The organism is Natrinema altunense (assembly GCF_000731985.1).
In the GTDB taxonomy this organism is placed as follows: Archaea; Halobacteriota; Halobacteria; order Halobacteriales; family Natrialbaceae; genus Natrinema; species Natrinema altunense.
Genome location: NZ_JNCS01000001.1, coordinates 14,118 through 34,658, shown reverse-complemented (window position 1 = coordinate 34,658; position 20,541 = coordinate 14,118). Strand labels below are relative to the sequence as shown.

Annotated in this window: 24 protein-coding genes, 1 tRNA gene and 1 pseudogene; 14 read left to right on the top strand and 12 right to left on the bottom strand. The window is 61.5% G+C overall.

Translation table 11 applies throughout. The features are described 5' to 3' along the window. Positions 1 to 41: 41 nt before the first annotated feature. Positions 42 to 518: a universal stress protein gene (locus ALTAJ2_RS00180; RefSeq protein WP_007108890.1), complete on the bottom strand. Its 477-nt coding sequence runs from the start codon at positions 516 to 518 to the stop codon at positions 42 to 44. A 173-nt stretch (positions 519 to 691) separates the two neighbouring features. On the opposite strand from ALTAJ2_RS00180, the gene ALTAJ2_RS00175 reads away from it, so the two are divergent. Then, positions 692 to 1,156, top strand: a complete 465-nt coding sequence (locus ALTAJ2_RS00175; protein WP_007108891.1) for a DUF5799 family protein — start codon at positions 692 to 694, stop codon at positions 1,154 to 1,156. Between the two features lie 61 nt (positions 1,157 to 1,217). On the opposite strand, the gene ALTAJ2_RS19510 is transcribed toward ALTAJ2_RS00175, so the two are convergent. Then, positions 1,218 to 1,361, bottom strand: coding sequence for a DUF7557 family protein (locus tag ALTAJ2_RS19510; RefSeq protein WP_007108892.1), 144 nt, complete (start codon positions 1,359 to 1,361; stop codon positions 1,218 to 1,220). Between the two features lie 124 nt (positions 1,362 to 1,485). Between ALTAJ2_RS19510 and ALTAJ2_RS00170 the strand changes: the two genes are divergently transcribed. Further along, on the top strand, positions 1,486 to 1,776 hold the full coding sequence (locus ALTAJ2_RS00170) for a DUF7545 family protein (protein WP_006186062.1): 291 nt from the start codon (positions 1,486 to 1,488) through the stop codon (positions 1,774 to 1,776). A gap of 113 nt (positions 1,777 to 1,889) precedes the next feature. Here the strand turns inward: ALTAJ2_RS00170 and ALTAJ2_RS00165 are convergent, their stop codons facing one another. Continuing rightward, positions 1,890 to 6,296 carry a DUF7282 domain-containing protein gene (locus ALTAJ2_RS00165; RefSeq protein WP_007108893.1) on the bottom strand — a complete coding sequence of 1,469 codons (4,407 nt, stop codon included), beginning with the start codon at positions 6,294 to 6,296 and terminating at the stop codon, positions 1,890 to 1,892. Between the two features lie 497 nt (positions 6,297 to 6,793). Here ALTAJ2_RS00165 and ALTAJ2_RS00155 point away from each other — a divergent pair, with 497 nt between their 5' ends. From ALTAJ2_RS00155 to ALTAJ2_RS00145, 3 genes are all read left to right on the top strand, one after another. Continuing rightward, positions 6,794 to 7,378, top strand: a complete 585-nt coding sequence (locus tag ALTAJ2_RS00155) for a biotin transporter BioY (RefSeq protein WP_007108895.1) — start codon at positions 6,794 to 6,796, stop codon at positions 7,376 to 7,378. Between the two features lie 25 nt (positions 7,379 to 7,403). After that, positions 7,404 to 8,108 (top strand): energy-coupling factor ABC transporter ATP-binding protein, encoded by a 705-nt coding sequence (locus ALTAJ2_RS00150; protein ID WP_007108896.1) that lies wholly within the window; start codon positions 7,404 to 7,406, stop codon positions 8,106 to 8,108. 70 nt (positions 8,109 to 8,178) lie between these two features. Beyond that, positions 8,179 to 8,883 carry an energy-coupling factor transporter transmembrane component T family protein gene (locus tag ALTAJ2_RS00145; RefSeq protein ID WP_007108897.1) on the top strand — a complete coding sequence of 235 codons (705 nt, stop codon included), beginning with the start codon at positions 8,179 to 8,181 and terminating at the stop codon, positions 8,881 to 8,883. A 367-nt stretch (positions 8,884 to 9,250) separates the two neighbouring features. Here ALTAJ2_RS00145 and ALTAJ2_RS00140 read toward each other — a convergent pair whose 3' ends face one another. Beyond that, a complete protein-coding gene (locus ALTAJ2_RS00140; RefSeq protein ID WP_007108898.1) occupies positions 9,251 to 10,189 on the bottom strand; it encodes a Cdc6/Cdc18 family protein in 939 nt (312 codons plus the stop codon). A 928-nt stretch (positions 10,190 to 11,117) separates the two neighbouring features. On the opposite strand from ALTAJ2_RS00140, the gene ALTAJ2_RS20195 reads away from it, so the two are divergent. Together ALTAJ2_RS20195 and ALTAJ2_RS20355 are read left to right on the top strand one after the other, a co-directional pair. Continuing rightward, positions 11,118 to 11,252 carry a hypothetical protein gene (locus ALTAJ2_RS20195; protein WP_275039502.1) on the top strand — a complete coding sequence of 45 codons (135 nt, stop codon included), beginning with the start codon at positions 11,118 to 11,120 and terminating at the stop codon, positions 11,250 to 11,252. Continuing rightward, a pseudogene (locus ALTAJ2_RS20355) lies at positions 11,249 to 11,641 on the top strand (type II toxin-antitoxin system VapC family toxin). The gene ALTAJ2_RS20195 and the pseudogene ALTAJ2_RS20355 overlap by 4 nt, the downstream one beginning before the upstream one ends. Here the strand turns inward: ALTAJ2_RS20355 and ALTAJ2_RS00130 are convergent. The 3 genes from ALTAJ2_RS00130 to ALTAJ2_RS19340 form a co-directional block, all read right to left on the bottom strand. After that, positions 11,642 to 11,839 carry a hypothetical protein gene (locus ALTAJ2_RS00130; RefSeq protein ID WP_007108899.1) on the bottom strand — a complete coding sequence of 66 codons (198 nt, stop codon included), beginning with the start codon at positions 11,837 to 11,839 and terminating at the stop codon, positions 11,642 to 11,644. A gap of 111 nt (positions 11,840 to 11,950) precedes the next feature. Next, a complete protein-coding gene (locus tag ALTAJ2_RS19345) occupies positions 11,951 to 12,100 on the bottom strand; it encodes a hypothetical protein (protein WP_160163685.1) in 150 nt (49 codons plus the stop codon). Between the two features lie 77 nt (positions 12,101 to 12,177). Then, the gene (locus tag ALTAJ2_RS19340; protein WP_160163686.1) at positions 12,178 to 12,351 is read right to left on the bottom strand and encodes a hypothetical protein; all 174 of its coding nucleotides are present in this window, start codon (positions 12,349 to 12,351) and stop codon (positions 12,178 to 12,180) included. Positions 12,352 to 12,406: 55 nt separating this feature from the next. On the opposite strand from ALTAJ2_RS19340, the gene ALTAJ2_RS00125 reads away from it, so the two are divergent. The 3 genes from ALTAJ2_RS00125 (at position 12,407) to ALTAJ2_RS00115 (ending at position 14,059) form a co-directional block, all read left to right on the top strand. Beyond that, the gene (locus ALTAJ2_RS00125) at positions 12,407 to 12,763 is read left to right on the top strand and encodes a hypothetical protein (protein WP_007108901.1); all 357 of its coding nucleotides are present in this window, start codon (positions 12,407 to 12,409) and stop codon (positions 12,761 to 12,763) included. A gap of 197 nt (positions 12,764 to 12,960) precedes the next feature. Then, positions 12,961 to 13,689 (top strand): hypothetical protein, encoded by a 729-nt coding sequence (locus ALTAJ2_RS18940; protein ID WP_144240165.1) that lies wholly within the window; start codon positions 12,961 to 12,963, stop codon positions 13,687 to 13,689. Between the two features lie 154 nt (positions 13,690 to 13,843). Then, positions 13,844 to 14,059: a hypothetical protein gene (locus ALTAJ2_RS00115; protein ID WP_049900267.1), complete on the top strand. Its 216-nt coding sequence runs from the start codon at positions 13,844 to 13,846 to the stop codon at positions 14,057 to 14,059. Between the two features lie 94 nt (positions 14,060 to 14,153). On the opposite strand, the gene ALTAJ2_RS00110 is transcribed toward ALTAJ2_RS00115, so the two are convergent. Next, positions 14,154 to 15,011, bottom strand: a complete 858-nt coding sequence (locus tag ALTAJ2_RS00110; protein ID WP_050031404.1) for a hypothetical protein — start codon at positions 15,009 to 15,011, stop codon at positions 14,154 to 14,156. Between the two features lie 80 nt (positions 15,012 to 15,091). On the opposite strand from ALTAJ2_RS00110, the gene ALTAJ2_RS00105 reads away from it, so the two are divergent. From ALTAJ2_RS00105 to ALTAJ2_RS00100, 3 genes are all read left to right on the top strand, one after another. After that, the gene (locus tag ALTAJ2_RS00105; protein WP_050031403.1) at positions 15,092 to 15,766 is read left to right on the top strand and encodes an IS6 family transposase; all 675 of its coding nucleotides are present in this window, start codon (positions 15,092 to 15,094) and stop codon (positions 15,764 to 15,766) included. Between the two features lie 3 nt (positions 15,767 to 15,769). Next, entirely contained in the window at positions 15,770 to 15,976 is a 207-nt protein-coding gene (locus ALTAJ2_RS18935; RefSeq protein WP_144240164.1) for a hypothetical protein, read from the top strand. 715 nt (positions 15,977 to 16,691) lie between these two features. Then, positions 16,692 to 17,036, top strand: a complete 345-nt coding sequence (locus ALTAJ2_RS00100; protein WP_049900119.1) for a hypothetical protein — start codon at positions 16,692 to 16,694, stop codon at positions 17,034 to 17,036. Positions 17,037 to 17,209: 173 nt separating this feature from the next. On the opposite strand, the gene ALTAJ2_RS00095 is transcribed toward ALTAJ2_RS00100, so the two are convergent. From ALTAJ2_RS00095 to ALTAJ2_RS00080, 4 genes are all read right to left on the bottom strand, one after another. Further along, the gene (locus ALTAJ2_RS00095; protein WP_007108907.1) at positions 17,210 to 17,395 is read right to left on the bottom strand and encodes a hypothetical protein; all 186 of its coding nucleotides are present in this window, start codon (positions 17,393 to 17,395) and stop codon (positions 17,210 to 17,212) included. Next, the gene (locus ALTAJ2_RS00090; RefSeq protein ID WP_144240163.1) at positions 17,395 to 17,586 is read right to left on the bottom strand and encodes a hypothetical protein; all 192 of its coding nucleotides are present in this window, start codon (positions 17,584 to 17,586) and stop codon (positions 17,395 to 17,397) included. Before ALTAJ2_RS00090 ends, ALTAJ2_RS00095 begins: the two co-directional genes overlap by 1 nt. A gap of 125 nt (positions 17,587 to 17,711) precedes the next feature. After that, positions 17,712 to 17,785 (bottom strand) — tRNA-Thr (locus ALTAJ2_RS00085). Between the two features lie 109 nt (positions 17,786 to 17,894). Beyond that, positions 17,895 to 18,884, bottom strand: coding sequence for a class I SAM-dependent methyltransferase (locus ALTAJ2_RS00080; protein WP_007108909.1), 990 nt, complete (start codon positions 18,882 to 18,884; stop codon positions 17,895 to 17,897). Between the two features lie 512 nt (positions 18,885 to 19,396). On the opposite strand from ALTAJ2_RS00080, the gene ALTAJ2_RS00075 reads away from it, so the two are divergent. Beyond that, positions 19,397 to 20,527, top strand: coding sequence for a FecCD family ABC transporter permease (locus ALTAJ2_RS00075; RefSeq protein WP_007108910.1), 1,131 nt, complete (start codon positions 19,397 to 19,399; stop codon positions 20,525 to 20,527). Positions 20,528 to 20,541 lie beyond the last annotated feature (14 nt).

Here is a 20,541-nt window from a genome sequence, read left to right as displayed (position 1 = left end):
CGAAGTGACTCGACGTCCCGCGTTCAAATCTGCGAGAACGGTTACTCGGCGGTGAGCCACGGCTCTTCGGATCGGTCGTCGATATCGTCGGGATCGACTTGGACCGTCAACACCGGGACCGACGCCCGACGGACGACCCGTTCCGTGACGCTGCCGAGCAACAGTCGATCGATCCCACCGCGACCGTGGGTCCCCATCACGATCAGATCGCACTCCGCGGAGTCGGCCTCCTCGATGATGACTCGACTCGGAGCCCCCTCGAGCACCGTCGTTTCGACCGTGACAGCCGCCGGCGCGAGTTCCTCGATCCGACCGACTGCCGCCCGCCCCTCCTCGTGAAGCGCGTCGCTGACGCCCCCGAGTGCGGTCTCCATGGGAAGCCCGCCGTAGCCGGCCGCGTTGACGACGTACAGCGCTCGAATCGTCGCGTCGTGCGTACGCGCGAACTCGACGGCGTACTCGAGTGCGCGTTCGACCTCGCGCGAGCCGTCGGTCGGGACGAGAATGCAGTCGTACATTGCGATACATAATACCATACGACAAAGGCATACATTAACGTTATCGCGGCGTCCGTGACCCTCACTCGAGACGATAGCTCGCACGAGGACCGATTCGCCGTCCTCACGCCGTGGGATCGTAGCACGCGGCGGGAGGGAAAACGCTGATACAGCCGCCGACCCAACGGGGGGCCATGAGCGACAACCCGTGGACGGACCGGATCGTCGGCGAACGCATGGCCGTCGATCAGGAGTTCTCGACGCAGATCGAGGCGTCGCAGTTTTCCAACCAGCAGTGGAGTCTGATCATGACCGCCACGGAGTTCGAGATCCAACACTCCGACGATCCCGATCGAGCGCGGATCGTCGCTAACACGGACAAGCTCGACGGTGTCATCCCCGAACTCGACAACGTCCAGGCCGGGATGGGAGCGATGGCCGGCGGGCGAGCCGACGAAGGGTCGAGTTCGTCGAGCGGGGGCGTCTTCGACTCGATCATGGGCGCGCTCGGCGTCGGGGGCGACAGCGGGTCCTCGGAAGCCGACCAACGGAAGGCGGCCGAACGACTCACCCAGGAGTACGCGGCACAACTCCAGTCACACCTCGAGTCCAAGGGGAAGTGGGAGACGATCCGGCAGCAGGTCGCCGACAGCCAGTAAGCAGACTGGCGTCCCTGCACAGTCGTTCCGAACGGTCCCGCTCGCGACGTTGGTACCACCGTCAGTCGCCGGCGTGAAAGAGCGTGTATTCGCTCGTTTCGTAGATGTTGATGAGTTCGTTGACGAGTTCGTCGTATGACTCGTCGTCGACGCGCAGTGCCTCCAGTCGGTCGATCGTCTCCTCCTCGAGTTCGACGGATGGCATAGTCGGAGGTCCGACGCCGAGGTGCAAAAAGACCACGGCGCGTCCGTCCCGCGCCGGGACGGTCACGATCGGCTCTCGGGTGCAAGCCACAGCATCTTTACGGGCGGTTCCCGACCGTCACTATATGAGCGACGACGTTCAGACGACGACGTTCTCGATCAGTTCCGACGACGGCGCAACCGACGAAATCACGGTCCCGTCCGGTCTCGTCGACCTCGTGGCCGAGGGCGACCAGAGTGACGCCGAAACCGTCGGCGACGTCATGCTGTTGTCCTTCGCCAGCCGCGCCCACCACATCGTCCACCACGGGGAGGACGCCGATGAGGACCTCGAGGCCCAGGAGGCCCGCGTGATGGATCTCTTCGAGGAACGGTTCGGCGTCACCTTCGGCGAAGCGACTGGACACCAGCACTGACGGCCGCGACGCACCGATCGGCACAGTTCGGTCTCCGAACCGTATTTTTCGCAGCCAACGCAAACACGAGCGCGTACGCGAAGCGCTGGTAGGCGCGTGGCGTCGTATCTCACTCAGCCGGCGGTTTCTTCGGCCGCAGCGCTTTCATCCGTGGCTCCTCCGGCTGAATCGCCCGGCGTCTCGACCGGGTCGGTGTCCTGGTCGTCAGTCGGTTCCGTCTCGTCGGACGGTCCCGCACCGTCAGGTGGTCCCGCGTCATCAGGCGGTCCTGCATCGTCGGGTGGCCCCGCATCGTCGGGTGGTGCTGGACCCTCAGGCGATGTCTCGGTGTCGCTGTCCGGTTCCGCGTCACCGTTCGTTCCCTCGGGCTCCGTTGTGGCCGCCTCGATCGTCACCGACTCCTGGTCGTCGTCGGTCGTGATCGTATGTGTCGACGTTCCCTCCGGCAACGCCGACGAGAACGGGATCTCGGCCGTCTGTCCGGCTGCGAGCGTCACGGTCGACTCGGCGACGGGCTGGCCGTCGACGCTGTAGACCACCGTCTGCGTCCCCTCGAGGTCGCCCTGATTCTCGACCGTCGCCGTCACCGTCACGTCCTCGCCGGGCGCTCCGCTGGCGGGTGCAGATACGTCGCTCACGGCGAACGTGGCCGGCGTCCCGCGCTCCGCGACGGTCACCGTCGTCTCGGCGGTCTCGTTGTCGGTCGACACCGCGAGCGGGTAGTCGCCGGGCTCGAGGTCGTCCGTCTCGGCAGTAAACGAGACAGTCCGACTTTCGCCGGGCTCGAGCGAGACCGATCGCGAGTCGATCGCGGTCTCGCCGATCGCGAGCGTGACGTTCTGCGTGCCCGCCTCCCCGCCGACGTGTTGGAGTTGGGCCTCGACCGCGAGCTGGTCGCCCCGTTCGATCGGACTGGTGACCGACGCGATGGAGACGCCGAACGCAGCGGGCTCGGACGGCTGGATCTCACCGGCGGGCGGCGTCGCCGCCGTCACCGGGTCGTCGTATCCGTAGTTCGCAAAGTCCATCGCCCAGACGAGCCGTTCGTCGTTGCTTTCGGGCGTCCACTCGACGGTGAACGTCCCCGAACCGGACGCCAGTTCGGACGGCGGGTCGTCGGTCGCGGTCCCCTCGACGAACTGGCTGTTCCCAGCGACCGTCGCGTCGTTTGGGTTCTCGTAGTCGAACGTCACGTCGATGGCGTCCCCGTCCTCGGCGGGCGTCGTCTCCTCGACGGACAGTGCCGGCAGTGCCGGTCGGGCGTCCTCGTCGCATTCCCTCGCCGAGGGGTTCGGGAAGTCGATCGACGCGAAGGGGACCGCCTCCGGTGAACTGATACCGGAGATGTAGGTCCCGAAGGTGCCGTAATCGGGAACCTCGACGAGTACCTCATCGCCCGCGGTCGTCACGTCGCGTTCGTCGCCGATCTCGAAGACGATCGTTCCGGTAAACGGTGCCTCGATCTCGTCACCGGCGGTGATCGCGTCCTCGATGATCGTGTTCCCGAAGCCGGCGGAATCGTAAAAGCCCGTGCTCGCGGCAACCTGGTCGCCTTCGTCGAGCGACGCGGTGACGACCGCACGCGAGCAACTCGTGAACTCGACGTCGAACTCCTCGAGTTCGCCGTCGACCGTGTACTCGACGGTATCCGATGCGATGGGCGTCCCGTCCGCCGCCGCGACGACCGACACCTCGAGCGTCGCGTTCTCCTCGAGGGCCGGCTCGAGATCGAACTCGGTCGGCCCGATCGTTTCGTTGGCAGCGAACGTGTCGCTTGCGGCGAGTTGGGTCCCGTTCCCGTCGGTGACCGTGACCGCGTACTCGACGGATGCGTTTGCTGCGGTGATGGTAAGCGTCTCGCCGTCACCCGTCTGATCGGCCACCGTGAGGTTCGCCGTCGGCTCCGTCGGATCGGGTTCGGCGACCGCGTACTCGATGGCGTCGGTCGCCAGTACCGCGTCGTCGGTCGCGGCGCGAACCGAGACGTCGACGGTCGCGTTCTCCTCGAGTGGCGGCTCCAGATCGAGGGTCTGCTCCGCGACCGTCTCGTTGGCCTCGAAGGGGTCGCTGTCGACCCGTTGCCCGTCGTACTCGGCCGTAATGACGTACGGCACGGACGCGCTCGCCGCGTCGATCTGGAGGGTCTCGCCGTCGCCTTCCTGGTCGTCGACCGAAAGCGTCGCCTCGCGTTCGTCGGGTTCGTCCGCGATGGTGTACTCGATGGTGCCGGTCGCCAGTACCGCGTCGTCCGCCGCGGCGCGAACCGAGACGTTGACGGTCGCGTTCTCCTCGAGTGACGGCTCCAGATCGATAGAGCGGTTCGTGATTTCCTCGCCGGCCGCGAACGTGTCGCTTGCGGCGGTTTCGCCGTCGTAGGTCGCGGTCACGGTGTAGGGGACGGAGGCGTTCGCCGCTGCGACCGTGAGGGTTTCACCGTCGCCCGTCTGGTCGTCGACGGAGAGCGTCGCGTTCGCCTCGGCCGGCTCGTCCGTGACCGTCACGAACGCGCCGTCGAGCACCGGCGTCCCGCCCTCGGTGACATAGGGCACGTCCGTCTCGCCGTCGGACTCGGCGTACTGGAACGTCCCGTCGTCGTTCGTGTCGTGGTGGACGACCGCCACGAGCGCGTCGCTCTCCGCGAGCGGCTCGTCGAGTTCGACCGTGACGTTCTCGTGCTCGCCGGCCTCGAGTTCGCTCGAGACGCCGGCGATGTCGTCGGGATCGGCGTCGACGGCGACGCCCTCGTAGACGGCTACGAAGCCACCCTCCGAAAGCGACACGTCCTCGATCCTGACTGTCTCGCCCTCGGTTTCCTGATCGGGGAAGTCGATCGCGGCCGTCCCTTCGATCCGGTCGATCGTCTCGATTCGCTGTACGACTTCGACCTCGACGTGCTGGGTGATTCGCGTCACGTCAGCGGTCTCCTCCTGCACTGCGTACGCGGTCGCATCGGCTGCCGTCTCCCGAGTGAGCGTCTGAAGTTGTGTGACGCTGATCCGCTGGGACTGGACGACCTGCGCCGTCTCCTCGCAGGCGACTCTCGCCGCCGTCTGGATCTGCGTGACCGACGCCGCCTGCGTCTGGACGAGGGCACCGCTTGCGCCGCCGCGAGCGAGACGCTGGACCTGCGTCACATCGACGACCTGCGTCTGGCTTACTGCCCCCTCGCTGGCACCGAAGGCGGCGGCCTGTACCTGCTCGACGGTTACCTCCTGACGCTGGCTCGCACCGGTCACCGCGCCCTCCGCGGCACCGCTCGCAGCCGACTGAACCTGCGTGACCGACACCGTCTGGCGCTGGACGAGCGCACCGCCCGCACCGCCGTCAGCGGCCGCCTGAATCTGTTCGACCGTCGCCTCCTGACTCCGGGAGATCGCCCCCGTCGCCGCGCCGTAGGACGCCTCCTGTACCTGCGTGATCGAGACGCGCTGGCGCTGCTCGAGACGCGTGGACTGGACCCGTTTCAGCGACCCTCGACTCGCGCCGCGGGCCGCCGCCTGCGTCTGCTCGACCGACACCGACTGGCGCTGGACGAGCGCACCCTTCGCCGCCCCGGCGGCGGCCTTCTGTATCTGTTTGATCGTCACCCGCTGGCGTTGCTCGGCGTCGACGCGCTGGTCCTGTGCGATCGCCGCGCGCGTACTACCCTCGAGCGAGCCGGCAGCCCCGCCGGCCGCGGCGTGTTGCACGTGCTCGAGCGTCACCTGCTGGCGCTGCGCGACCGATATCGACTGATACTGCGTCAGCACGCCGTAAGCGGCTCCCTGTGCGGCTTCCTGTATCTTCGGCACGTCGCCGACGTCTTTCGCACCCGCCTCGCTCGCGGCACCCGCGGCCGCACCACGAGTCGCGACCTGCAACTGCTCGCCGCTCACGCGCTGGCGCTGCGCGATCGCGCCGTGGGCCGCCCCCCAGGTCGCGCCCTGTAACTGGGTGGCGTTGACCGACTGGGACTGGGAGAGCCCGCCGGCGATCGCCCCGCCGACCGCCTGCTGGAGTTGGGTCGCGTTCACCGACTGGTTCTGAATCAGCGCGCCGTGGACTGCGCCCGTCGTCGCCGCTTGGACCTGCTCGGCCTCGGCGCGCTGATACTGGGCGACCGAGCCGAGCGCACCCTCGAGCGCCGCCGTTCGCTGTTCCTGACTCACCTCGACGCCCTGGGCCTGGACGATCGCGACCCCCTCGCTGACGCCCGACTCCACGACGTCCTCGCGCGCCTGCTGGATCGATGTTCGTGCGTTCGCGCCGCCATCCGCGGCAGGCGGCTCGCCGTCGGTCGCGGACGGCCCCACCGTCACTGGCTCGAACTCGAGCCCGGTCGCCGACGGTGCGTTCGCCCGGTCGCTCCCGTTCTGGAGTGCCGCTTGCCCCTCACTTCCGACCGGCGACTCGACGGCCGCATCGGTCGCAGCACCCGGCGTGCCCCGCTCGAGGCCGCTCCCGAGTGCCGGCAGTGCGACGACGCTGCCGATCATCGCGGCCGCGAGCAAAACGACGGCGATGGGTCGCAGTCGTCTCATCGAACGAGTCCTCCCGTCGCGTCACGCGTTCCCGTCGGTTCGACCGCGTCGTTTCGTCCGCGACTTCCGTGATCGCTGCGACTGGGTCCGCTTCGAGACCGATCGCCCACTCCGTCGTCGATTCGTCCGGCACCCACTTTCGCGGCGTCGTTCGCCCGATCGACGGCCTTCGTACTACCGGTTCGCATTTTTCCACCACGGCGCGGAACGCGCGCATAAGGCCGCCGGTCGTTCCGGTTCGCGAGGCGAGACAATCGGTTATTACCCGTTCCGATCGAGCGTGTGGTCGGCACAGACGGCCACGTGACGCCCGCTGACCGGGCCACCCAGAATCGGACAGCGACGGCAACCGTCACCGCTGCTGGGAGGAAGCCTGCTGTTTCGGTTCCGGATCGACTCCTATCCGTCTCGAAATCGGCTCGAGAAAACGTGTCAGTCCGTTCCCCGATAATCTCGGAAACCGAAGTCTTGATTCCGGTTTACGAGAGAGCAGGGGTATGGCAACGAATCAGAATTCGGTGGAACGCGTCGACGATGCCGTCGTCCGGTCGTTCGCGCGGGCGGCCGTTCTCGCGGCGCTGATGGGGGCGGCCGCCGTAGTGGGATCGATTCCGATCCCGTTCTCGCCGGTGCCGGTGTCGTTGGGTGTCCTCGTCGTCTACCTCATGGGGCTCTACCTCGGTCCGGTCTGGGGGCCGGCCTCGGTCGGACTGTACCTGACCGCGGGGGCCGTCGGGCTCCCGGTGTTCGCCAACGGCGCGAGCGGCATCGGGGTTCTGGTCGGCGACTCCGCGGGATACCTCTGGGCGTACCCGATCGCCGCACTGGTCATCGGGACCCTCATCCACGGTCGCGGGAAACTCGAGAACCCCGCGGAAACATCGATTCCGGTTCTCGCCGTGGCGTTGCTCACGGCGCTCACCATCATCTACGCGCTCGGGACGGTCTGGCTCGGATACGTGCTCAAGGTCAGCATGATCGAAGCCGTCAACCTCGCCGTCGTTCCGTTTATCCCGGGCGACCTGCTCAAGATCGTCGCCACGATCGTGATCGTCAAGGGCGGTCGCATCGATCCAACGTGATCGCCGCTCGACGGGAACTAATACGATGATCGAGTTCCGAGCCGTCTCTCACGCGTTCGACGACGTCCCCGTCCTCGAGGACGTCTCGCTGTCGATCGACGACGGCGAGTTCGTCCTGCTGGCGGGGGCCAACGGCAGCGGGAAGACGACGCTGCTGCGCCACTGCAACGGCCTGTTGACTCCCGACTCCGGCACGGTCCGCGTCGACGGGACACCGGTCGAAGACGACCTGATCGCCGCCCGCTCGAGCGTCGGGATGGTCTTCCAGCACCCACGGGACCAGTTCGTCTCGGCGACCGTCGGCGCGGACGTCGCCTTCGGCCCGGAAAACCTCGGCCTCAAGCGGGCAGAGATCGACCGCCGCGTCGACGCCGCGCTCGCGGCGGTCAACATGGCCGGCCGAGGCGACGACCGGATCGACGCCCTCTCGGGCGGCGAACAGTCCCGCGTCGCGATCGCTGGCGCGCTCGCGATGGAACCCACCCATCTGGTCCTCGACGAACCCTTCACCGGGCTCGACGACCCTGCGCGCCGCTCGGTCCTCGAGCGACTCGCGTCGCTGGCGGAAGACGGCACCGGCGTCCTGCTGGCAACGCACGATCTCAGAGACGTCTGCGAACTCGCCGACCGCGTGATCGCCATGCGAGACGGTCGCGTCGTCGTCGACGGCCCGCCCGCGAACGCGCTCGACGACCTCGACGGGCTCGAGGTTCGCGTTCCGAGCGGATGACGGTGCGTTTCCGGCCGCGGACCGCGACGGACGACTCGAGGCTCCCGACACAGCGAGCACGGAGACACCAATGCTGACCTACGAACCCGACGACACGTTCGCGCATCGGCTCGATCCGCGGACCAAGCTGGCGGTTCAGATCGGATTCGCTGCGACCGCTTTGGCACATCCAACGCCGCGGGCGTTGCTCGTGCTCTCGGCGTTGACCGGCGTCGTGATGGCCGGTGCCGGGGTGTCGCTGCGCCGGACCCTCGCCGCCTACCGGTTCGCGCTGCTCGTCCTCGCGCTCGCGCCCGTCCTCTCGGGAGCGACACTCGGCGCGCCCTGGTTCGATCGGGCGGCCGCAACGGCGTCGGGGCTGGCGAGCTATCGCGTCCTGCTCGTTTTGCTCGTCAGTGCGGCCTACGTCCGCTCGACCCCGGTTCGGGATTCTCGAGCGGCGATTCAGCGAACGATTCCCGGAAAGCCGGGGCAACTACTCGGCATCGGCGTCGCGCTCGTCTTCCGGTTCCTTCCCGTGCTTCGGGGTGACCTCCGGACGATCCGTGAGGCGATGGCCGCCCGACTGGGGACCGAACGCGGGGCCGTTGACCGCGTCAGCACGATCGGCATGCTCGGACTGTCGCGGGCCTTCGACCGCGCCGATCGACTCTCGCTTGCGTTGCAGGCACGGTGCTTCGCGTGGAACCCTACCCTCCCGCCGCTTGCCTTTTCGCGGGCCGACTATCCCGTGCTTGCTGTTGCGGTCGTCCTCGCGTGCTCTGCATTCATCTGAGGATACGCAGACCGCACTCCGCCTCGAACTCGAGTCCATCGGCGGTCCGGGCCGATCGAAGGAAACCGTCCTGTCGCTCGAGCCATAGCTGGGACAGCAAAACGGCAGCATCACGTACGCGATACACGCACTGCTGCCGTCTCGTATTCTGCTTCTCGCGACGATTATCACCTCACCTCCGGCATCGCCAGGGGTCCATATTGCCCCTGAGCAGTATACTCGTTGCATCTGAGTGCCGCGATCGGCTGTCATCCCATTAGTGGACCCGTCCGAATGATTTGATATACCGGTATGGGGTTCATGGCTGCAGTGATCGAACATCGCTCCGCCTTCTACAACCATATTAACACCACTCTGTCCAAACCCGCTAGTCAGCCGCCTCACAGCCCGGCTCTACCCGTGACCGAATCCTTCCCAATCGGAATCGGCTCGCTCGAGACCGATCATGTCGCAGTACTGTCGTCCAGTTACGGCTATTCCCATGGAGACTTCGCAGAGGCTGATGAGGTAGCGGTAGTGACCGCAGGTTCGCCTTCCGAATCTTCTGCATCGCGTGCTCGAATGAATCGGCGATGTCCTCGTCATGGAAGTGGTCGTGGTTGCGCTCGAGGGCCAACTCCGCAGCCGAGAGGACGGACTTGATCGCCCAGCGTGCGACGCCGCCAGTCTCGTCGGCGATCCACTCGAGGTGGCCCGACTGGGTTGGGTCGCCGGTCAGCCCGTGCTCGACGCGGGGCTCGAGGATATCGACGAGCTCGTCGCCGCCGTACTTCCGAAACTCGATCTGACTCTCGCCGTGGAAGTGGGGGCGGAGGTCGCGATCGACGCGGTTGAGCCACTCAACCTGTTGGTGGGTGATCGCGATAACCGACACGCCCTCAATGGCAAATAGGTCTTCGAGGACGTCCAAGTCAGGGATAACATCGGCCTCATCGAGGACGAGGACGTACGGGTCACCATCGACGGCTGCCGCGAGTGCGTCGACGAGATCATCACGAGGCTGGTTGCGATGGACGACTCCGCTATCGGAGTGTTTCGTAACCGCCTCGTGGATGATTCCGTTCCGAGTCTTTCCCGAGCACTCGATGTTAGCTGACTCGAGCCCCCACCGCTGGCGGAGATCCCGAAGCAGCCAGCGTGCCGATGCGGATTTCCCGACGCCGCTGGGACCGTGAATCAACACGTCCTCCGCTCGTCGGCCGCGTCCAGTCGGCTTGAGTGCCCGAGAGAGCGAGTTCAACTCCGTATTTCGGTGGAGAATTGGCGTCGGATAGTCGTCTTTGAAGACGTACTGAGACTCAATCATATCGATACTTTTTGATAGGTGTCATAAAAGCCGTAACGGGCGTCGTTTCGAAACCGTCTAAAAAGAGAGTCCGCGACTAGCCAATAACATTTTTGTATCGAATCAGGGTAGGCTCAGCAGTTCATAGACGACAGCCTCTCCCAGTCGGAGTATCTGAGCCGAGTCCAAGACTACTTTTTGCACTCGAGGCAGCAACCTGCGCTATCGCCGGCGTTCGGGGCGGAGTTGCTAGCGTTGTTATTATAGCAGTAGGATGTTACCTTATTGGACATCTCTTTGTGGATCATCTGAATCCATCTACAGGCATCGGGGGTAGAACTTTATCTTCCCTATTTTTCACTGTTCAATGTGTAGCTAATAGATAAGTAGAGCCCGAAAATCGCGATGTATCTACTGAGCGTAATCACCACACGAGAGGTGCTAAACATTGACCCCCATACTAGTGAAAATATAATTGACAATATAAAACCCACTACAACAGAGCCAACTGCGACAACGAGTTGTAGACGTTTTGACTCATAGCTGAATACAGTGCCCCATCTATTTAAGAGAGGGGTTGATTGAGCCATAGTGATTATTAGATCGGATTGAATAAAATGGTTGCGTGGTGTTAGATTACAAACATGGGTTGCCGTAGTGTATCCGCTGAGACGGTAGAGTCCTCGCTAAATTTGCACACTAAGACGAGATCTTCGCGAGTATGAGCGACCCCCAATCGTAGCGACCGGAGTTGTGAGCGTTGACGACGACAACCCCTCCGAGTCGGAGTATCTGAGCCGGATACAAGAAACGATGGCGCAACCGCGAAGAGGGTGGCTCTTCTGTTCAACGATCACTCCGCCGCCAAAACGTCCCAGTACATTTATTCACTACGCACCGGAATTGCATTACCAACAGAATCATGCCTGTAGCCATCGACCCATCCGACATGGACGACGAAACCTCGCCTGCGAACGGTGACGATGATGTTCCACTCGGAACGTTCCTGTCGCAGGCCTTCGACGACGTTGACATCGAGGTTGATTCCGTCGAAGCTGTCCGAGAGATCCGCGAAGATAAATGAGGCTGTTCGTCGATACGAATATTTTCGTCGCTGCGACACTCAACGAATCCGAACGCGGGGATATCGCAACCGAGTTTCTGGACATCGATCGCGAGCTGTCGACGACGATGTTCAACCTGATGGAATTCCGAACCGTACTGGCGAAGAAAAAGTAGCTTGACCAAGATCGGGTTGAACGGCTCCTCGAAAATCTCTGGGACCGGGTAACGGTCTACCGGCCAGATTCCAATGATCTACTCACATCCTACTCGGTCCAAGAGCGAACATTGCTGTATCCGATGGACTGTATTATCCTCACGACGGCAGAAGAGACAAACGGGGTCTTGGTCACGTTCGATTCGGAGTTGCTCGAGAACGGCGCGGTCTCGCCAGAAGAGTTTTTGGACTGACTATCCGCCGATCGCGACGCCGTCGGCACACTCCAGGGCGACATCCTCAATGGGCTCGCATCCAGTCTCGCGCCACTGACAGCCGTTCCATTCAAGCACAACCCGCACCCAGCCGCCATCGGGCTGCGGCCGGAACGAGACCTTCCGCGGCGGGCCGCCGGCTGGCCGATACTGGATGTCAATCGCGCCGTCAGTCATCGTCGTCCTCGAGATGTTCGGCGATCGCCCGGCAACGCTCGGCGACCTTCTCCTCAGTCAGCGGGCGCTCGAACGTGAACATCATCGAGACCTCGTTACCAGCGGCCGCCATTACGTGTCCCCCTCCTGATCCTCCCAATACTCGCGTGCTTCAGCCGTCGCCGCTCGCTTCGCTTCGTCGGACCAAACGTCGTCACCCCATTCATCGATCGTCTCGACAACGTCCTCAAGTGCGGCGTCGACGGACTGGTCGATCCCCACGTCGACGATCTCTTTCTCGTTCTCAAGCTCGTAGCGGATCCGGCCGCCTTTCTGGGAGAGAGCGCTGTCAGCTCAGCCTAGTACTGGAGTTCATCCAGTTCCTCGACGATATCGACTGTCTGCATCACAAGGTCGTCCTGGAGGATGTGGTCGTAGACGGTATTCGCGAGGATCTTCGAGTCGAAGCGCTTCGACTGCTCTTTGGCGAGTTTCCGGACCCGCTTGTCTGCACGCCGAGAGAATAGAGACATTACTTTCCACCTCCAATTTCGTGGACGGACGCAACGCGCTCGAGACACGTTTTCGGTGCGTGTAGCACTTCTGGTCGATGTCCATGTCGGTCCGATCGGGGAAGACGACCTCGACGACGTCGGTCTCGGGATATTCTGGGTTGACATCCGCGACCGTTGGGCCACCGTTACCGAGCTCATACCTGTCGGCCCGAAGCGTACCGAGGTCGACGACGACCATCGTTGTGTCGGGGTTGTCGCGATCTTCGACGTGGTCCCCGATGTAGAGTGGCGCATCCTCGTTGTTCTCTTGCTTGACTTCCCGCAGTTGGTCATTGACCGTCGACGCGTGTGCGTTTTCCTCGCCACTGCTGTTGGCGATCTGGCGCTGACGGATATCCTCCTGACCCCCGTGATCAAGTCGTATCAGTAGAGAATTTATAGAGATCACGTTCACCCTCACCAAGGACTTTAACGTATAATTCTAAGCTATAATTATTGCTAAATATATAATATGTGTAAATATAATGACGATATCTCGATCCATCTACAAATAATTATTATAGCTGTGTATATAATTACTATTATAGCAAATCCTTATAACAGAAAATGAAATGGGTATTGGATGCCATGTTTGGAAAAGAAACTGAAGGCACCCTGAACAGGCGTCGGTTGCTCAAAAACATGGGCGCCGTAGGATCAACCATCGTAATTGGGAGCACAAGTACAGCAGCACAACTCCGCGCACCGCCCGAAAACGAAAATACAGCGGAACTCAGAAAGCAAAATGCACACCGGGTATTACAGGAGTTCGATACTACCTCCGCAGTTGCGAACACTATCGAGAACCGAGCAGCCGAGTTACTTGACGAGCTTGTTGCGGAGGGGTACGCCGATCGCCAGTTCATCCAGAGGCTCGAAAAGAAGGCCGTCACTGACTTTCTCGATGCCGATGAGGGGCTCTTCATGTCTCCGGTACCACGCGGGACGCATGGGTTTGAGGCAGATATAATCGCCAAGACAACGCTGTCTGATGAGGTACTTGAAGTCCACGTCCAACCGAGGAGTGACAACGCCTATGCAATTCTAACATCAAACAGCGACACACATAGTCAAATTCTCACGACCGAGTCGTCTGGGGGAGGCCTCAGCGCGGCTGCTGACTGTATTCGAGAATGGTACTGCATAGAGAATTGGGACTGTTCGGGTCCAGGTGGTTGTAATATCGGCTCTTGCCACGTGCCACGCAAGATCCATTGGTGTCCTGACTGGGATGGCTGTACATGGGGTGCTGTTGGTGACGACTGTTGCCGGTCAACCGAAAACCCACCTTGCCGTCAGGACATCGGAGATCCGTAAAAGTCTCACGTAGAGTCATTCGTTCTTATTTAACTCTGTATGAATAAATATAATAATTGCGATACATACTCTAAGGAGTGGGTTGATTACGCAAGCGGATGTGATTACGACATGGGGGGTGTAATTTATGGGTATAAGTAAAACAATGGAGGTAATGAGTGAGGAGGACCGTGCGCTGCTAACTGATCGCGAAAAAGAGATCATCAGCGGCGAGGCTGACGTATCAGACAACTATCGGTACAAGATGGAGTCCATCGTTCGGAACCGAATCCGAAAACGTCTCGGCGAAGACATCGACTTCCTCGAGGAGCACTTCGACGAAGCGTACGAGATCGCAACCGAGGCGGTCTGCAAGGACGGTGTCCGGTGAGTAGCGCCCAGGGGACCGACCGCGGCCGCGAGATCGACTGGTGTCGGAACACTCGTCACTCACGGGAACATAGGGGTATGCGCTCGTATCTCTATTAGTCTGGAGCGACGTACCCGTCGATGTCGGCCTCGTGATCGAAGTACGGGTCGTAGAAGTCGAAGTGGCGGTACTTCCCCGTGTACTTGTACTTGCCGTGTCCGAGGACGCGGTAGGGTTCGGGTGGTTCCAGCCCCATGCCGATGAAACAGTCCCTGATCTGGCAGACCAGATTGTGGCCGACGTGATAGCGGAACCGATCCCGGTCGTAGTTCGTCGGCACGATCTCGAGACGGGCACCGGGGTCGCGATCGAACGGATCGTCGCCTTCGATCGTCCGATCCTCGTTCGTGTCCTCGTAATACATGGTGTCGATTCCCGAAACCCCCTCGATCGTGAGCTCGGCGAAGGTACCGTCGGACTCACCGCCGCCACCAACGAGGGAAGTCGCTTTCGAGACGAGCCCCTCACTCGTCGCCGTGGCTCCCTCCTCGAGATCCTGCTCCCCGAGGACCTCCGTCGCGGGTCGAGTCAGTTGCTCCTGTATTGCCTCGAGGTCCTCCTCGAGGTAGATCTTCTGCTTGTAGAGCAGGAACTCCTCGTTGTAGACCGCCGATGGCAACTCGAGCGGCGGAACGATATCGGATCGGTCGTGGCTGGCTGCCTGCTCGTACAGCGTCTGGAAGTACTCCCCGAACTGTGCGTCGCTGAGATCCAGCAGTGCCAGCAAGACCGCAGCGATTCGGTCCGGGTTCTCGGTTGGCGGGAGTGTGTCATAGCCCCGCTCCCGGTAGACGTGATAGCGGGCGAATCGGCGGGACTGAGAGACACTTTCGTCTTCTTGGTTTGTCCGTTTTGATGCGTCATCAGGGTACCCCTCCTGTCCATGCTCCTGAATTCTTCCATCTAGTTCAATTGTGAGGGCATGTTCGACACTGGCACCGTCTAGTTAGCGCAGTTTGAGGAATGAGCAGGTCGTATAGTTAGTTTGGAACAATGCTCGCAGACCTGCTCAGCGGGAGCTACGCGGCGGAATTTGATGAATGTTGGGAGCGTGAGCGGACGGCGACGCCCGTTAGGGCGTTCGCCGTCCGGCTCCACGCGACCGGTTGTTCACTTCGAGAGACACAAGCAATTCTTCGTTCACTCGGCGTTGAACGGTCTCACCAAGCAATCTGGCACTGGGTACATCGGCTGGCTGACAGCGTGCCAGACCCGCCGACGGCGCAGCCGTCGCGGGTCGCGGTTGACGAAACCGCTGTCAGGATTAACGGCAACCGATCTTGGCTATATGCTGCAATAGACCTCGACACGAAACTCATTCTCAATGTCGCGCTCTTTGGGCGGCGAGGCACCGATCCAGCTGCTGCGTTTCTGCATGGACTCACCGAGAAACACAATCTCTCCGAGGCTGAGTTTCTCGTTGATGGCTACGGCTATCTGACTTCCCTCTCCCGGTTAGGATTGAGCGGTCACCTCGATTACGTCGATCGAAACCACATCGAAAAGTGGTTTCACACACTCAAAATGCGGATCGACCGCTTCCACAACTCGTGGGTGGGCAGTCGGGCAAGCGTCAGAGAATGGCTTGGGCAGTTTGTACACTACTATAACACGCAGCGACCGCACCAGTCACTCAACAAACAATCGCCAGCGGAGGTGCTAAACTAGACAGTGACCGATGAACTTAAAGAGAATATCGATGAGGTTTTCCAGGAAAGTAGAATCCGAGATGCAGCTGACCATATTGAAAGTCACTCAAACGTCACCGTAGACTTCACCCAATTCCAAACGACGGATTCCGTCTACAACGGTGATGCATCGGAGATATATCAAAATTCAGAGACGAAGAAGGAGGGGATATCAACGAGGGACAAGTGAACATGCTCGTGTTTACAAAACCTGGCAAACCAGGTTGCAACCACAATAACGTGTCAATCACGGAGGGCAACGAACCTATTACTATCCTGAATGGGCTGTTCGGATTAGCACCTGCACAGACACACAAAAATCTCATCATCACGGCCATGCTACGGCCGGTGTTGGAAGGACAGAAAGATGATGCGCCCAGCAGCGGAGATGGCAACAGCTTCGGGACAATTCATACGGATATGGGAGCGACTAACGAAGCATCTCCACTGGCGACATGGCACGAACTACGACGTCCTTGGTGTCCGAGCCCGGCAGACATCGACGATATCGGTAAGTGTGATGATCATATTGATAGCATGTGCGGGAGTAACGATGTCCCCAAGGCCTGTGACCACACGGGGAGACTAAGCGAGTGTACGGCCAATACAATCGAAGAAGAACTCTCCAAACTGTAGTCGCTTCAACCTCGTGGAGAAATCCCACGAGATTCTTGAAACCTCCCCAAACGCTTCCGACAACATCGCCGAAGTGGTCTCCCGCGAGGGGTCAGCGAATGTTCATCCCGACAGCCCTGAGTTCGATATCGAGGAACACAAGCAAAAGTCGAATTACTCGCCCTATCTTTCAAAGATATTACTACCTCGGCCAAATAAAAATACCATATTCATTAATACTAGTTCTAGCAAAGATTTATTATTATTGGCGATGCCTATCCGATGCAGAGATGTCAGGAAATGGTGCAGGTATCGATCGACGTAGCGTCCTTCGAAAGACCGGCATCGGACTCGCCAGCGTCGGTGGCGTCGCGATGGCAGCCGGAAGCGCTTCGGCGACTGACCTCTCCGTGGGCGATAAAGTTGAGTACACCCCCAGTGGCGACGACTGCTATAACCTGATGGAAGATCCACCGAATGGAAACTGGGATCGGACCGGCCCCTATGCTTGCCCCGGGTGGGAGACTGAAGTGCTCGAGATCTACGTCTACGAATCGTCGGGCGAGCAGTTCGTCAAACTCAATTTCGGTCAAGGACCCGGTTGGGAATCTGAACACGCCCTTGAAAAGATATAATTCGGGCCGGAGTCTGGAGACAGTCACTACTTTTTGCGGCACCAGTGTTCCATCTTGGCTACCTCTGGGGACACGAACTGTCAGGACGACTCCAATGGTGGTTTGGCAGGCCGGTTGTGATCGCGGATGTGTGACGCGTCGGTAGTTCCCGATCTCGAGCGTCTACCGGAATGTTAGACTTCGCGCTCGGCACCCGACAGTCGTCCCCGCAACTCGTCGACGGCTTCACCAACAGTCGACCCGCGCCCCAACTCTGCACTGACGCTCTCGGATGACGTGATAGCCCCGCGGCGGGAGGTGGCGAACTCGAGCATCTGGTCTTTGCCGAGTCGGTCGTTGATGTCGGATGGATATATCATCAGAACATCCCCCCCCATCTGGTGCGGCTCTGGGCGATCGCCTGGCCGATCTCCGAGTCCTCGAACGACTTCTCCTCGATCTCCTTTTCGAGAGTGACGTCACACTGTGGGCAGCGGGCCATCCCGCTTCGGTTGCCCGGCTCGAGGTGGCAGCCGTAGCCGTCGCGGGCGATCAGCACAAAGGTCGGCACGCGGGAAAACCCTCGCGGGACCCGCAAAAGAACGGGCTCTGAACCTCTGGTTTGGATTACTGCTCCCTCCAGAACTTTGGGAATTGCGGATACCTGGGGGTAGAAGCTTTGAACCTGGGGATTTAAGCCGGTGGAGGGATTTGAACCCTCGACCTAATCCTTACGAAGGATTCGCTCTGCCAGTCTGAGCTACACCGGCACGCTCGTTCGCGTTTATTCGTAGGGACGATATCCTGCATAAGGGTTGCGAATCGATCCGGTCGTGTGACGGAGTTACGCGTCCGGATTCCTGCGACCGGAACGTTCCGTTATCGCTCGAGTCGAACGTCGAGACAGACGTTCAGTTCGTGTGGGGCGTACGAGCGGACGGTGTGGCGAGTCTCGACGGTGACCTCGTACTCGGGTTCCGCAGCCGCACGGATCGCGCGTTCGCCCGGTCCGAATGGGTCGTCTTCGTGTTGAATGTCGTAATAGTGGAGGGTACAGTCCTCGCCGGCCAGGCTCACGGCCGACGCGAGGAACTCGTCGGCGCTGTGGGGAAGGTTCATCACGAGCCGATCGGCCCAGCCCTCGTACTCGGCGGCGACGGTACGGACGTCGTCGTTGATCGCGGTCACCCGGTCTGCGACGCCGTTCCGGCGGGCGTTCTCGCGGAGGTAGTCGATCGCGTCCGCGTTGATATCGACACCGAGACACTCCGCGCCGCGCTTCGCGAACGGGATCACGAACGGGCCGACGCCTGCGAACATGTCGAACGCGCGCTCGCCCGCGTCGACCTGCTCGGTCACGCGGTGGCGCTCGGTCGCGAGCCGCGGCGAGAAGTAGACCGCAGCGAGGTCCAACAGGAACTCACAGCCGTACTCCCGGTGGACGACTTCGGTGTTGTTGCCCGCGAGCAACTCCCAGTCCCGAACCCGAGTTTCGCCTTTGACCTTCGAGGCCTTGTTCAGTACCGTCTCGACGGGGAGATCCGACTCGAGGATCGCATCCGCGATCGCCCGCGCGCGGTCGGGATCGTCCTCGTCGATAAGCGCCGCCTCGCCGAGGCGTTCGTAGGTCGGATCGAACGCGAGGAGATCGGCGGGCATCGTCTGGCTCTCGCGTTCGGCGACCGTTCGCGAGACGATCTCGCCGTCCTCGAGCAGCGACGAGGCGGCGTCGGGGTCGGCGACGGGGATGTAAAGCCAGCCGTCGTCGACGGCGATCTCGTACTCGTCGTCGATCAGATCCGCGTCGGCGAGCGTCGAACGCGTTGCTTCTCCAGCTTCGGGAGCGACGCGAACGCACGGGACATCCATACCCGAACTGACCGGCGAGTCGCCGTAACGCTGACGTTTGCGCCGGCACTGCGGGAGCACAGCCCTCTACATAAATTAATTACTGCGATACCAAACCTGGCCGCGACCGCCGGCGACCGGGTTCGGACGACCGAGTCGATCCGTGACCGACGAAATCGTCCGCGAGAGCACAGCGCCGACGGTGGCGAGTATCTCATTGCGGCCGTGCCCTTCCGGCTGGGCTCGTCGATGTGGTCGCGATGCGGTAATTCCCGCTGCGAGGTGGTGTATTAGGCCGACCTAAAACCGGAACGTCTTTATTGTTTAGGTTTGCCTAAAAGCAATACGATGAACGAATGCGGGGATATCGGCACACCCACTGGTCGACACCACCGAAAATACGACACGCCAGTCCTTGGTGGCGTGTCGCTCTCGCGGTGGTCGCAGTCCACCAGTGACGACGGGACGGCAAACCGACATCGAGACCGAGTCTCGCACACGATCCCAGTCGAACCGCTCGATGAGGTTCCGCGATGAGCGGGGAACGCTCGCACGTCGAGACGGATCGGACCGCGAGATCGACGCGAAACGAGACGCGGGTCGGTTGGCTCTTCGATCCGGCACTCCTCTCGGTGGTGCTCGGTAGTCTCGCTGTCGTCGTCGCCGGTGGTTTGATCCAGGTGAGTTTCGGTGCTTACTCGATGACGTTCCTCGAGGCGTGGCGTGCGGTATTCAACCCGAGCGTCGTGTTCAATCCGCAGGCGTGGGACGCCTTCTTGCTGGGAGAGGCGATGCCGGAGATGAGCCAGGAAAGTCTCATCGTCTGGAACATTCGGCTTCCGCGGGTCGTGGTTGGAGCCCTCGTCGGCATGAATCTCGGCGTCTCCGGGGCGATTTTCCAGGCCGTCACTCGGAACGAACTCGCGAGCCCGTTCATTCTCGGTGTCTCTTCCGGTGCGGGATTGATGATCCTGCTAACGCTCGTCGTGTTCGGGAGTCTGACGGCGTTTCTTCCGCTGATCGCAGCTCTGGGAGGTGCCGGTGCCTTTCTCATCGTCTACGTGATCGCCTGGAAGAACGGGACCTCCCCGGTTCGGCTGGTCCTCGCAGGGGTCATCGTCGGGACGATCTTCGGCTCGCTCCAGACGGCGCTGTTTTTCTTCGCGGACGATATCGGCATCGTCCAGTCGGCCATCGCGTGGACCACGGGGTCGCTCACCGGGACGGACTGGGAACAGGTCCGACTCGTGCTTCCGTGGACGGTCGTGGTCGTCTTGCTCTCCATCGCGGGATCGCGCCAGATGAACGTCCTCCTCCTTGGCGAACGGACGGCGAAATCGCTGGGGATGTCGATCGAGAAGGTTCGGTTCGCGCTGTCCGGTGTCGCGGTCCTCGCGGCGGCGGCGAGTATCGCGGTCGCTGGCATCGTCGGCTTCGTCGGCCTCATCGTCCCGCACATGGTCCGAAACCTCGTCGGGAGCGACTCGAAGAAGTTGATCGTCGGCTGTCTGTTCGTCGGTCCGGCACTGATGGTCGGTGCCGACGTGGGCGCGCGACTCGCACTGAGTCCCACCCAGGTCCCTGTCGGCATCGTCACCGGCCTCCTCGGTGGTCCGTACTTCCTCTATCTGATGCGAAAACAGGAAAACATGGGTGAAATCTGACGGTGACCGAATGT